This is a genomic window from Phytopseudomonas straminea (genome assembly GCF_900112645.1).
Lineage (GTDB): Bacteria > Pseudomonadota > Gammaproteobacteria > Pseudomonadales > Pseudomonadaceae > Aquipseudomonas > Aquipseudomonas straminea.
In genome coordinates, this window is record NZ_FOMO01000005.1 from 203,586 (window position 1) to 216,428 (window position 12,843).

13 protein-coding genes and 1 pseudogene are annotated in these 12,843 nt (G+C 61.6%); 10 read left to right on the forward strand and 4 right to left on the reverse strand.

The genetic code is table 11. The features are described 5' to 3' along the window. The first annotated feature begins 213 nt into the window (after positions 1–213). The 5 genes from BM279_RS14045 (at position 214) to BM279_RS14065 (ending at position 5,086) form a co-directional block, all read left to right on the forward strand. A complete protein-coding gene (locus BM279_RS14045) occupies positions 214–1,107 on the forward strand; it encodes a TauD/TfdA dioxygenase family protein (protein WP_093504609.1) in 894 nt (297 codons plus the stop codon). A gap of 51 nt (positions 1,108–1,158) precedes the next feature. Next, positions 1,159–2,202, forward strand: a complete 1,044-nt coding sequence (locus BM279_RS14050; RefSeq protein WP_093504611.1) for an ABC transporter substrate-binding protein — start codon at positions 1,159–1,161, stop codon at positions 2,200–2,202. Positions 2,203–2,208: 6 nt separating this feature from the next. Further along, on the forward strand, positions 2,209–3,072 hold the full coding sequence (locus BM279_RS14055; RefSeq protein WP_093504613.1) for an ABC transporter ATP-binding protein: 864 nt from the start codon (positions 2,209–2,211) through the stop codon (positions 3,070–3,072). A gap of 12 nt (positions 3,073–3,084) precedes the next feature. Then, positions 3,085–3,951, forward strand: coding sequence for an ABC transporter permease (locus BM279_RS14060; RefSeq protein ID WP_093504615.1), 867 nt, complete (start codon positions 3,085–3,087; stop codon positions 3,949–3,951). A 118-nt stretch (positions 3,952–4,069) separates the two neighbouring features. Beyond that, complete coding sequence (locus BM279_RS14065; protein ID WP_093504617.1) at positions 4,070–5,086, forward strand: ABC transporter substrate-binding protein; 1,017 nt, start codon at positions 4,070–4,072, stop codon at positions 5,084–5,086. 42 nt (positions 5,087–5,128) lie between these two features. Here the strand turns inward: BM279_RS14065 and BM279_RS23200 are convergent. After that, positions 5,129–5,298, reverse strand: a pseudogene (locus BM279_RS23200) (helix-turn-helix domain-containing protein); the annotation flags it as partial. Next, positions 5,299–6,195, reverse strand: a complete 897-nt coding sequence (locus tag BM279_RS14070) for a formate/nitrite transporter family protein (protein ID WP_093504619.1) — start codon at positions 6,193–6,195, stop codon at positions 5,299–5,301. It lies immediately after the preceding pseudogene. A gap of 257 nt (positions 6,196–6,452) precedes the next feature. On the opposite strand from BM279_RS14070, the gene cysP reads away from it, so the two are divergent. The 3 genes from cysP (at position 6,453) to cysW (ending at position 9,354) form a co-directional block, all read left to right on the forward strand. Further along, on the forward strand, positions 6,453–7,466 hold the full coding sequence (cysP, locus tag BM279_RS14075) for a thiosulfate ABC transporter substrate-binding protein CysP (RefSeq protein ID WP_093504621.1): 1,014 nt from the start codon (positions 6,453–6,455) through the stop codon (positions 7,464–7,466). A 212-nt stretch (positions 7,467–7,678) separates the two neighbouring features. Next, complete coding sequence (cysT, locus tag BM279_RS14080; protein ID WP_093504623.1) at positions 7,679–8,527, forward strand: sulfate ABC transporter permease subunit CysT; 849 nt, start codon at positions 7,679–7,681, stop codon at positions 8,525–8,527. Then, positions 8,524–9,354, forward strand: a complete 831-nt coding sequence (cysW, locus tag BM279_RS14085; RefSeq protein ID WP_093504625.1) for a sulfate ABC transporter permease subunit CysW — start codon at positions 8,524–8,526, stop codon at positions 9,352–9,354. The genes cysT and cysW overlap by 4 nt, the downstream gene beginning before the upstream one ends. Here cysW and ubiM read toward each other — a convergent pair whose 3' ends face one another. Next, positions 9,355–10,530, reverse strand: coding sequence for a 5-demethoxyubiquinol-8 5-hydroxylase UbiM (gene ubiM, locus BM279_RS14090; RefSeq protein ID WP_093504627.1), 1,176 nt, complete (start codon positions 10,528–10,530; stop codon positions 9,355–9,357). It abuts the gene before it with no gap. 85 nt (positions 10,531–10,615) lie between these two features. Then, positions 10,616–11,053: a hypothetical protein gene (locus tag BM279_RS14095; RefSeq protein WP_093504629.1), complete on the reverse strand. Its 438-nt coding sequence runs from the start codon at positions 11,051–11,053 to the stop codon at positions 10,616–10,618. 163 nt (positions 11,054–11,216) lie between these two features. Between BM279_RS14095 and BM279_RS14100 the strand changes: the two genes are divergently transcribed. Both BM279_RS14100 and galU read left to right on the forward strand, forming a co-directional pair. Continuing rightward, on the forward strand, positions 11,217–11,717 hold the full coding sequence (locus tag BM279_RS14100) for a CinA family protein (protein WP_013791494.1): 501 nt from the start codon (positions 11,217–11,219) through the stop codon (positions 11,715–11,717). A gap of 49 nt (positions 11,718–11,766) precedes the next feature. Then, complete coding sequence (gene galU / locus BM279_RS14105) at positions 11,767–12,603, forward strand: UTP--glucose-1-phosphate uridylyltransferase GalU (RefSeq protein ID WP_093504631.1); 837 nt, start codon at positions 11,767–11,769, stop codon at positions 12,601–12,603. Positions 12,604–12,843: the final 240 nt, after the last annotated feature.

Below are 12,843 nucleotides of genomic sequence, written 5' to 3' on the forward strand. Positions count from 1 at the left end.
GCGGAACCCTGTCGGCGTTTTCTTTTGTTCAGGCGAATGCGGATTGCCATAAGCAAATGCTAAAAAGGTATTTAAATTAATCTTTTTATATCGATATAGTTCACCCATGCGTACCCGCTGGCTAACCGGCGCGCCGCACGACTGAATACAGGTGCCAGACACCTGCTTCTGAGACGCGCCTCGTTGGCGCCCTTACCGTGTGGAGTTGCGCAAATGCCCGCCGTATCGTTGAGTTCTGCCAATCACCAGCCAACGCAGAATTTTGAAATACGCCCGTTTTCCGCTGCAGTCGGTGCCGAAATCGTCGGTCTCGACCTCGGCCGCCCGCTGAACGACGCCGATTTCGCCCGCATTCACCAAGCGCACCTCGACTACAACGTCGTGGTGTTCCGCGATCAACGCATCACGCCGCAGCAACAGATCGATTTCAGCCGCCGCTTCGGCGTATTGCAGATCCACGTGCTCAAGCAGTTCTTGCTGGCCAACCACCCGGAAATCTTCATCATCTCCAACATCAAGGAGAACGGGCAGCCGATCGGCCTGGGCGATGCCGGCAAGTTCTGGCACTCGGATCTCTCCTACAAGGAGTTTCCCAGCCTGGGCTCCATGCTTTACGCCCAGGAACTGCCGGAAGAGGGCGGCGATACCCTGTTCGCCAGCCAGCAGCTGGCCTTCGATACGCTACCGGCCGAACTGCGCCAGGCCATCGATGGCAAGCGCGCTGCCCATTCCTATACCGCTCGTTACGCCGATGAGGTGTTCGCCGGCATTCGCCGTCCGACGCTTACCGAAGCGCAGCTGGCCGAGGTCAAGGCCGTGGTTCATCCGGTGGTGCGCACCCACCCGGAAACCGGCCGCCGGGGCCTGTTCGTCAACGAGAACTTCACCACCCACATTCTCGATGTGCCCGAGGACGAAAGCCGGCAGATCCTCGCCGAGCTATATGCCCACAGCGCCAAACCGGAATTCATCTACCGCCACCAGTGGCAGGACGGCGACATGGTGTTCTGGGACAACCGCGCACTGATCCACCTGGCCACGGGCTGCCCGAGTCATCTGCGGCGGCGTATGCACAGAACCACCATCCAGGGCGACGTACCGTTCTAACGGCCTATCCCGCAGCAACCCCATTTCTGCAACTTTGACTGGAGCCTCGACATGTCGGCAGGTACGCGCTTTCCCTTCGTTCCCCGTTTTGGCCGCCTCGCCGCTGGCATCGCCCTGAGCGCGAGCATTCTCATTGGCAGCCTGGCGGCGCCTCAGTCCGCTCACGCCGAGGGGCAGATTCGCATCGCCGAGCAGTTCGGCATCGTCTATTTGCTGCTCAATGTGGTGCGCGACCAACAGCTGATCGAGAAGCACGGCAAGGCCGAGGGCCTGGATATCAAGGTCGACTGGCAGCAGCTTTCCGGTGGTTCGGCGGTCAACGATGCGCTGCTGTCCGGCGCCATCGACATTGCCGGTGCCGGCATTGGCCCACTGCTGACCGTGTGGGATCGCACCCAGGGCAGGCAGAACGTCAAGGGTGTCGCTTCGCTGGGCAACTTCCCGTACTACCTGCTGAGCAACAATCCCAAGGTCAAGACCATCGCCGATTTCACCGAGAAGGATCGTATCGCCGTGCCTGCCGTGGGCGTGTCGGTGCAGTCGCGCTTCCTGCAATACGCCGCGGCCAAACAGTGGGGCGACAAGGCATTCGACCGCCTCGACAAGTACACGGTGGCGTTGCCGCACCCGGATGCCACGGCGTCCCTGAAAGCCGGCGGCACCGAGCTGACCGGTCATTTCTCGAACCCGCCGTTCCAGAATCAGGCCCTGGAAAACCCTGACGTGCACGTGGTGCTCGACACCTACGAGCTGCTCGGCCCGAACTCGCCGACGGTGCTGTACGCCACCGAGAAATTCCGTCGCGACAATCCCAAGACCTACAAGGCCTTCGTCGGCGCCCTGGCCGAAGCGGCGGATTTCGCCCAGAAGGACAAAGGCGCCGCGGCGGATACCTACATTCGCGTCACCGGCGCCAAGATCAGTCGCGAAGAACTGCTGAAGATCATCGACAACGAGCAGTTCCAGTTCACCGTCACCCCCACCAACACCTACCCGCTGGCCGATTTCCTGCACCGCGTCGGCGCCATCAAACACAAACCGGCCAGCTGGCAGGACTACTTCTTCGAAGACGCCGCCATCGGTCAGGGAAGCTGATAACCCATGAATGCCCCTCTGCAAGGCCACACGGCCAGCACGCTGAATCCTGGCGCCTTCGACACCGTTCTCCAGGTGGACAAGGTCAGCCTCGAATACCGCACCCCGCAGCGCGTGGTGCGCGCCACCCACGAAGTCAGCTTTGCCGTGGACCGTGCCGATCGCTTCGTGCTGCTCGGCCCTTCGGGTTGCGGTAAATCCACCTTGCTCAAGGCGGTGGCCGGTTTCATCGAACCGGTCGCCGGCAGCATCCGCCTCGACGGCGCCGAGGTGCATGAGCCGGGGCCGGATCGCATCGTGGTGTTCCAGGAGTTCGACCAGTTGCCGCCGTGGAAGACGGTCAAGCAGAACGTCATGTTCCCGCTGCTGGCCTCGCGCACGCTGGGCCGTAAAGAGGCCGAGGAGCGCGCCCTGCATTACCTGGAGAAGGTCGGCCTGGCTGCCTTCGCCGATGCCTACCCGCACACCCTGTCCGGCGGCATGAAGGCGAGGGTGGCGATTGCCCGTGCGCTGGCCATGCAGCCGAAGATCCTGCTGATGGACGAGCCGTTCGCCGCCCTCGACGCGCTGACCCGCCGCAAGATGCAGGAAGAGCTGCTGGAGCTTTGGGAGGAGGTGCGCTTCACCCTGCTGTTCGTCACTCACTCCATCGAAGAGGCGCTGATCGTCGGCAATCGCATCCTGCTGCTGTCGCCACACCCCGGCCGCGTGCGGGCGGAAATCAACAGCCACCAGTTCGACCTGCACAGCCTCGGTGGTGTGGGTTTCCAGCACACCGCGCAGCGGATTCACCGCCTGCTGTTCGACGAAGACGTCGACGGCGGTTCGGCCGCCGAACTGGGTTTTCAGGACATCCGCATCGCCTACTGAGGAGCATCGATCATGAGTCTTTCCCCCGCACGGCGTGAGGAATACGAAATACCCCTGCAGCCGTTGCCTGGCATCAAACTGGAGCGCGATCTGTCGCTCGGCCAGCGCCTGTGGCAACAGGGCTGGCTGCGCAAATCGCTGATCTTGCTGGCGCTGGCGCTGATCTGGGAGGCGGCGGCCCGCTACCAGGCCAACGACCTGCTGCTGCCCAGTTTCCTGCAGACGGCCAAGGCATTCGTAGAGGGCATCAGCAGCGGTGAGTTGTTGGAAAAGGTGGCGATCTCGCTGTCTGTGTTGGTCAAGGGGTACCTGATCGGCATCGTTCTGGCCTTTCTGCTGACCAGCCTTGCGGTCTCGACCCAGCTCGGCCGCGACCTGCTGTCGACGCTGACCTCGATGTTCAACCCGCTGCCGGCCATCGCGCTGCTGCCACTGTCGCTGCTGTGGTTCGGGCTGGGCGAGAACAGCCTGATCTTCGTGCTGGTGCACTCGGTGCTCTGGGCACTGGCGCTGAATACCTATGCCGGCTTTCTCGGCGTTTCCGAGACCCAGCGCATGGCTGGGCGCAACTACGGCCTCAAGGGCCTGCGCTTCGTGCTGTTCATCCTGATCCCGGCGGCGCTGCCATCGATCCTCTCGGGGCTGAAGATCGGCTGGGCCTTTGCCTGGCGCACGCTGATCGCCGCCGAGCTGGTGTTCGGCGCCTCCAGCGGCAAGGGCGGCTTGGGCTGGTACATCTTCCAGAACCGTAACGAGCTGTACACCGACAAGGTGTTCGCCGGGCTGGTGGCGGTGATCCTGATCGGCCTGCTGGTGGAGAACCTGATCTTCGCCAGCATCGAGCGGGTGACCGTCAAGCGCTGGGGGATGCAGCGCTAGGGCCCAGTAGGGTGGATCACGCTTCACCGATCCACCGTTTCGCAATCGCAAGGGTGGATGAAAAGAGCGTCATCCACCCTACGTAACCAACTTACTGATCACATAACGAGAAACGACCATGACCAACACGTTCAAACTTGGCCGCCTGGCCACCGCACTGGGTTTGCTCGGCGCCCTGGCGATTCCACTGGCCGCCCAGGCCGAAGGCAAGATCAGCATCGCCCAGCAGTTCGGCATCGGTTATCTGGTGCTGCACGTGGTCAAGGACCAGCAACTGATCGAGAAGCACGCCAAGGCCCAGGGCCTGGACAAGATCGACGTCGAGTGGCGCACCATTTCCGGCGCCACCGCGATGAACGAGGCGCTGCTGGCCGGTGCCATCGACGTGGTTTCGGCTGGCGTGCCGCCGATGCTCACCGTGTGGGACCGCACCCACGGCCGGCAGAATGTCAAGGCCGTGGCCTCGCTGGGCTCGCTGCCCAATTACCTGCTGAGTAATCGCGATGAAGTGAAGACCCTCGACGATCTCGGTGAGAAAGACCGGATCGCGGTACCGGCCGCCGGCGTCGGCTTCCAGTCGCGCACCCTGCAGATCGAAACCGCCAAGCGTTACGGCAATGCCGACTTCCAGCGTTTCGACAAGATTTCCGTCAGCCTGCCGCACCCGGATGCCACCGCGGCACTGACCAAGGGCGGCTCGGAAATCACCGCGCATTTCTCCAGCCCGCCGTTCCAGTACCAGGCGCTGGAAAATCCCAAGGTGCACAAGCTGATCAGCAGCTACGACATCCTCGGCGGCCAGGCCACCTTCAACGTGCTCTACGCCACCGAGAAATTCCACGACGCCAATCCGAAGACCTACAAGGCCTTCTACGATGCGCTGGTCGAGGCCTCGCAGATCATCAAGGCCGACAAGGCCGCTGCGGCCGAGACCTACATTCGCGTAGAGAACTCCAAGTTGCCGCTGGAGTTCGTGAAGAAAATCATCGAGGACCCGGAAAACGACTTCACCGTGTCGCCACAGCGCACCTTCATCTATGCCGAAAAACTGCATGAGCTGGGTGTGCTGAAGAACAAGGCCAGCTCCTGGAAGGATTACTTCTTCGAGGAAGCCTACGCCAACCCGGGTAGCTGATCGGCGATGAACTGGATAGCGCCCGCTACTGGGCGCTTGACTCCTGGCAGCGTAGCGACTCGATTGACGCGTGATATCGAATGGGAACAGCGCTCTGCTGAAGAACGCGCCACTGACGTTGACCAGGCGTTGCTGGTGTGCGCCGGCATCGGTGCGACGCCTTCGAGAAAGGCGGCCACCGAGGCCTTGAGGCCTTTGGCGATCTTGTACAGTCAGTCCTTGCGACTGCGGCGCAACTCCTCCAGCAACTTGTGCTTGTCGCGCTCGCGCTTGGCAATCACGTCACGCTCGCTGCGGATCTGGGCATGGCTGAGCAGGGCAAAGATAAAGCTGCCGCCGATGATATTGCCGGCCAGGGTCGGCCCCGCAAACACCAGCCAGAAATCACCCCAGCTCACTTCACCGGCATACACCAGATAAGACACCTCTACCGAGCCGACCACGATATGGGTGAAGTCACCCAGCGCCATCAGGTAAGTGATCAGCACGATAATGGCGATCTTGGCGCTTTCCATCGAGGCGATCATCCACACCATGGTGGCGATCATCCAGCCCGAGATGATGCCTTTGGCAAGCATCTTGGACACGTCGTTTTCCATCACCTTGCGGCCGATTTCCAGAAACGCCAGGTCGGTCTGGGTATCGAAAATCGGCAGGCGCAGCATTACCCAAGCCACCAGAAGGGTGCCGGCCAGGTTTCCGCATAGCACCACGCCCCAGAGACGCAATAGTCGCCCGACATTGTTCAGGGTCAGCTTGGTCATCACCGGCAGCACGGCGGTCAGGGTGTTTTCCGTAAACAGTTGCTGACGGGCGAGGATTACCGCCAGAAAGCCTGCCGAATAACCGAGGCTGGCGATCACATGACTTTCATCGCTGGGGCCCAACCGAGAGCGGAACAAACCCATGGCCATCAGTGACAGGCCCATTGTCAGCCCGGCGGCCAGCGCCGACCACCATAATGCTGCGATGCTGCGTTCCAGCTCATGGTCGCCCTGGATCCTGATGGTTTCATGCAACACCGCCGCCCGCGGCGGCAGCTTCTCGTCGATCTCGCGCTCTTCTTCGGCTGACAGGCCGGGAGTCTTGCCGTCTGCTTGCTCTTGCATACCGGTTACCTTCATGGGGGGAACAGCGGAGGCCCGTCTGTCTGAGGATTCAGACCTGCAGCGCCCGGCGTTGTTCTGCCGTGATGAAGGCGTTCCTTACCTACCTGCAAAATGGGCTATGGCGCAGCCATGCGTGAAACGTCAACAGCCCCTAGTGCGTAGTGGAATATAGTTATGATAAAAAGGTTCTTTTAAGGCATAAGGCCATCAGGCAGGCTACCGGCCTTATCTGCACCCTCGTAAGGAAACCCTGGATCATGCTGAAAAAACTCCTGCTGGCGACTGCCGTCACCACATCGCTGCTCGGTAGCGCTGCAGCGCTGGCTGCGGACAAGCCGATTCTCAACGCCTCCTATGACGTTGCCCGCGAGCTGTTCGCCGAGATCAATCCCAAGTTCCAGGCACATTGGAAGGCCGAGACCGGCAAGGATCTGAAGATCGACCAGTCGTTCGCCGGCACGTCGCGCCAGGCTCAGGACATCATCCAGGGCAAGAAGGTCGACACCGTGACCTTCAACCAGGTCACCGACGTGGACATCCTCGCCAAGCGCGGCCTGGTGCGTAAGGACTGGGCCGAGCAGTTCCCCAACCACAGCTCGCCGTACTACAGCACCACCGCATTCCTGGTGCGCAAGGGCAATCCCAAGGGGATCAAGAACTGGGACGACCTGGCCCGTTCCGACGTGAAGCTGGTGTTCCCCAACCCGAAAACCTCCGGCAACGCCCGCTACAGCTACCTGGGCGCGTGGCTGTACGCCAACGAAGCGTTCAAGGGTGATGAAGCGAAGATCAAGGAATTCGTCGGCAAGGTGCTGCGAAATGTCGAGAACTTCCCCACCGGCGGCCGCGGCGCCACCGTAGCCTTCGCCCAGAACGGGCAGGGCGACGTGCTGCTGAGCTTCGAATCGGAAGTGGTGAATATCGCCAAGGGCGAGGAGTTCAAGTCCGGCGAGTTCGAGGTGATCGTGCCGCCGGTGAGCGTGCTGGCCGAATTCCCGGTCGCCATCGTCGACAAGGTGGTGGACGAGAAGGGCACCCGCGACGTGGCCAGGGCCTATTTGGACTTCCAGTACAGCAAGGACATCCAGAAGCTGCTGACCACCTACCACTATCGCGTGCAGGACAAGGAAGTGGCCGCCGAAACCGCCGGCCAGTTCCAGGAACTGCGCCTGCTCAACCCGACCGATGTGCTGGGCACCTGGGACGAGATCACTGCCAAGCATTTCGACGGCAATGGTATTCTTGACCAGCTTCTAGCCGAAGGCCGTTGATGGCTTAGAGTCGATCTGCTGCGCGTCGGCCCTGCTGCGTTAAAAACAGGCTCGGAATGCTCATGTACAAAAGTACACTCCGCTTCCTCGCCTCTTTTTGCCTTGCATGGCTCTAGCTCGCTAGATCTCGATCGCAATTAAGCGTCGGAGCAGAATCGATGTACTCCACAAACCGCCGACCTTCGGCGGTTTGTGCATTCAAGGATTTCCGAGTGAGCAAGTCCCCCGTTTTCTTTCTGCAGAATCCGTTGCTGCCGGGTTTTGGCCTGAGCTTCGGTTTCAGTGTCTTCTACCTGTCGCTGGTCATTCTGTTTCCGCTGTCCGCCCTGTTGCTGTACGTCAGCGACATGAGCTGGGCGCAGTACTGGCAGGCGATCAGCGATCCGCGCGTGGTGCAGAGTTACAAGGTGACCATCAGCGGCGCCTTCTACTCGACCGTGATCGTGCTTCTGATCGGTTTGCTGATCGCCTGGATCATCACCCGTTACGACTTTCCGGGCCGCCGCCTGGTCGATGCCCTGGTGGACCTGCCGTTCGCGCTGCCGACCTCGGTAGCCGGCTTGACCCTGGCGACCTTGCTGGTGCCCGGCGGTTGGCTCGGCCAGTACTTCGAGGCCGCAGGCATCAAGATCGCCTATGCCTACCCGGGTCTGCTGATCGCCATGGTGTTCACCAGCCTGCCATTCGTGGTGCGTACCGTGCAGCCGGTGCTGCAGAGCCTGGGCAGCGAGTACGAGGAAGCCGCGCGCACCCTGGGCGCCAGGAAATGGCAGAGCTTTGCCTACGTGGTGCTGCCGAGCTTGCTGCCTGCGCTGATCACCGGTGCGTCGCAAGCCTTCGTGCGCAGCCTGGGTGAGTTCGGCGCGGTGATCATGATCGCCGGCAACATTCCCTATAAGACCGAAGTGTCGTCGCTGATGATTTTCGTGCGCTTGCAGGAATTCAACTACCCGGCCGCCGCGGCGATCGCCTCGGTGATTCTGCTGGCGTCGCTGTTCCTGTTGTTCACCTTGCAGGTGGTGCAAGGCCGACTGTTCAAATGGCAGAGGCAAGGTCGATGAAAAAGCCTCAATACTGGCACCAATGGCTGCTCATCGGCCTGGGCCTCGGCGCGGTCGCGCTGATGCTGCTGGTGCCCCTGGCGCTGATTTTCACCCGGGCGCTCAGCGGTGGCTGGGCGATGCTGGTCGACAACCTGTCCCAAGATTACATGCAGCACGCCATCGGCCTGACCCTGCTGGTCGCCGCACTCACCGTGCCGCTGAACCTGTGCTTCGGCATCCTGCTGGCCTGGTGCGTGACCCACTACGATTTCCGCGGCCGCAAGCTGCTCACCACCCTGGTGGACATTCCCTATGCGGTGTCGCCGGTGGTCGCCGGCCTCTGCTATCTGGTCGTCTACGGGCTGGAAAGCGCCCTGGGCCAGTGGTTCTACGATAACGACATGCAACTGATGTTCGCCTGGCCGGGCATCGTCATGGTCACGGTGTTCATCACCGCTCCGTACGTGGCGCGTATCCTGATTCCGGTGATGCAGTCCCAGGGCAATGACGAGGAGACCTCGGCGCTGTGCCTGGGCGCCAATGGCTGGCAGATCTTCCGTCACATCACGCTGCCGAACATCAAGTGGGCGCTGCTGTACGGCGTGGTGGTCACCAATGCACGAGCGGTCGGCGAGTTCGGTGCGGTGTCGGTGGTCTCCGGCACCATTCTCAACCAGACCCTGACGCTGCCGTTGCTGGTCGACCAGCTCAACAACGACTACAAGCCAGTCGCCGCCTTCACCGCGGCAGCGCTGCTGGCCTGCATGGCGCTGATCACCCTGTTGCTGAAGACCTACATGGAATGGCGGCAGCGGGTAAATATGCAGCGCGCCGCCGACAGCTGACTAGCGCGCAATCTGGGTCAGGTGCCGGGCCAATGCGGCTTTGAAGGGCGGCAGGTTCTGCGCCACGCGCAGGCCGGCATTGCGCAGCAGGCGGGTAGGGCCGCGATCATCGGTGTACAGCCGCACCAGCAGGCTGGTGGCCTGGTAGAGCGGCCAGCTGGTTCGCTGCTGGGCACCGGCGTAGCGCTGCAGAACGCCTGGCTCACCGATGTCCCGGCCCTGGCGCAATGCGCCGAGCAGGGTGTCGGCCAGGCGCTTCTGGCTTTGCAGGCCGAAGTTGAAACCGTGGGCCGTGACCGGGTGCATGCCCACCGCAGCGTCGCCCACCAAGGCACTGCGCAACCCGGCGAAGCGTTCCGCATACACGCCCACCAGCGGATAGGTGATGCGCTCGCCCAGTAGCTCCATACGCCCCAGGCGGCGGTCGAAGCGCCGCTCCATCTCGCGGGCGAAGGCTTGGTCATCGAGGCTCATCACCCGATTCATTTCTGTGGGCGTTAGAGTCAGCACCGCCGAGGCGCAGTTGCCGTTCAAGGGCAGCAGGGCGAGGGTCTGCCCGTAGCCGAACCACTCCCAGGCCACTTGCTCATGGCTGCGCTCGTGGGCCATGCGGCATACCAGCATGGTCTTGCCGAAGTCTTCCATGCGTGAGCCGATTCCGAGGCGCCTGCGGGTTTCGGAAAAGCGGCTGTCGGCCGCGACGATCAACCCGGACTCGAGTGTTTGGCCGTTGCTCAGGCGCATCGATACACCGCCAGCCGAGCAGCTCAGCTCCGTAATCGTCCGCTCGTAAAGCACTTTGATATCCGCACACTCGCTGGCAGCGCCATAGGCGGCCCGGCGAATAGCCTGGTTGGGCACCAGGCAGCCGAGACGTTCCTTGCCGGCCGCAGCAGCGGCAATGCGCAAAGCATAAGGAGACGGACCGTTAAGGACATGGGCGTCACGCAGTGGCGAGATTTCGTCAGGGGTGAACTGCTGCCAGATACCCAGTTTTTCGAGAATCTGCTGGGAGGCATGGGTCAGCGCGATCTCACGGCCATCGAATGGCGGTGCAGCCAGTTCCGCCTCGGGCTGACGCTCGATAAGGCGGATCGATAGGCCATGGCCCGATAACGACCGCGCCAGACACAACCCGGCAGGCCCGGCGCCCACGATGACGACATCGGCTTTCATGGCCGTTTCTCCTGTCAAAGACCAGCCGGCAGTCTAGTTAGATACGTGCCGGCAAGCCTTGCTCAGGATCAGTCAATCCGGAGGGTTACCAGAAACCGATGGGGTGCCGCTCGTTGATGTAATCCAGGGGCAGGGCGAAGCCCTTGCGAAAGAAGTTGGCCAGGCGCGTATCGATGACCTTTTCATTGACCGAGGCCAGCGGCGACTCCTGGCGATGGATATCGCCGCTGTCGGCGTAGAACTCTTCATGCAACATGCGCTGCGCCGCCAGGTTGGCGACCAGGCTGTAGCTGCTCACGGCGTCTTCGTCAGGCCGGCTGACGGCCAGGATCAGCCGCGGACTGTCGTGCTCCAGTACCAGGTCGACCACCACGTCCAGATCATGATTGCGCGCGTAACTGGCTGCTTCCTCGAACAAGGGGCGGGCCTTTTCGCTGAGCGCCTGGACGAACGCCTGGCGGCGCGAGTCATTGCCGACGTCATTAAGCTCATGGCTATCTTGCAGTTTGCGCAGAGTATTCATCTGTCGTTCCCCTCGATTTTCGGCTCTCGCAAATGGGAAAACCGGCTTGGCCGTTGAGTTCAGCCGTCAGGATCAGCGGTCTGCGGTAAATGCTTCGGAACTTGTAGGCCTCGGCCACTGCCATAGGCACACGGTAACGATCGAGTAGGAGACATTCGCGGGCATGCAAAACATCGAGCAGGCGGTTCATTTCCTGGAAAAGTACAACCTGGTGCTGAGCACCGCGGAGTCGGCCACGGCCGGTCTGCTGGCCGCTACGGTGGCTGCCGTGCCGGGTTGCGATGGCGTGCTCGAAGGCGGTTTCGTGGTCTATTCCAAGCGCGCCATGCAGGCTTCTCTGGGCGTGAAACCGGAGACCATCGAAACCTACGGCATGAACAGTGAAGAAGTCGCCCGCGAAATGGCCCTGGGTGTGCTGATGACCAGCAGCGCCGACATCATTCTGGCCATTACTGGCGCTCCGACCGCCGACGACAAGCGTGGTCAGGAAGTCTACGACGGCGCCATGTGCTTTGCCTGCGCTACGCGCCTGGCCGAGCACCAGGGCGTGACCAGCGAGACGGTGACCTTTCCCGGAGACAACAACGAACGGCGTGCGGCCGCCGCACGCCATGCTTTGCTACGCCTGCCTTACTACTACGAGCGCCTGCGCCAGACTTCCTGACGCGGGTGTATCAGCGACTTGAGCAACATTGACCATTCAAGGAAACCACATGATCAAGAAATGCCTGTTCCCTGCCGCCGGTTACGGCACTCGCTTCCTCCCGGCGACCAAGGCCATGCCCAAGGAAATGCTGCCTGTGGTCAACACGCCGCTGATCCAGTACGGCGTTGAAGAGGCGCTCGATGCGGGCCTGAACGAGATCGCCATGGTCACCGGCCGCGGCAAGCGCTCGCTGGAAGACCACTTCGACATCAGCTACGAGCTCGAGCACCAGATTCGCAACACCGACAAGGAAAAGTACCTGGTCGGTATCCGTCGCCTGATCGATAACTGCACGTTCTCCTACACCCGCCAGGTGGAAATGAAGGGCCTGGGCCACGCCATTCTCAGCGGCCGTCCGCTGATCGGCGACGAGCCGTTCGCCGTGGTATTGGCCGATGACCTGTGCCTGAACGTCGGCGGTGACGGCGTACTGACCCAGATGGTCAAGTTGTACAACCAGTTCCGTTGCTCGATCGTGGCGGTGCAGGAAGTGCCGATGGACGAGATCCACAAGTACGGTGTGATTGCAGGCGAAACCATCCGCGACGACATCTTCCGCGTTAGCCACATGGTCGAGAAACCCAAGGCCGAAGACGCGCCGTCGAACCTGGCCATCATCGGTCGCTACATCCTGACCCCGGACATCTTCGACCTGATCGCGAACACCGAGCCGGGCAAAGGCGGTGAAATCCAGATCACCGACGCGCTGATGAAGCAGGCGCAGGACGGTTGTGTGCTGGCTTACAAGTTCAAGGGGCAGCGTTTCGACTGCGGTGGCGCCGAGGGTTATATCCAGGCAACCAACTTCTGCTTCGAGCACCTGTACCGCGAAGGCCGCGGCTGATACGCGACACTGATCGAGAAAACCGGGCCAGGCGCCCGGTTTTTTATTGCCTGCGCTTTGTTGACCTGGGCCATACGGCGATCATCCTCTGCGGCTACAATTGCCGCAGTACTGGCAGTTCCAAACAGATGGATTGGATGGCTTGGCCTGGGGTCCGATAGCAGAGCCGTATGCGCGGCGATCTTGCTTGGTCATTGCCCTGCAAGTTGGCAAACTGCTTCTTTACCTTTTCAGCGCTCT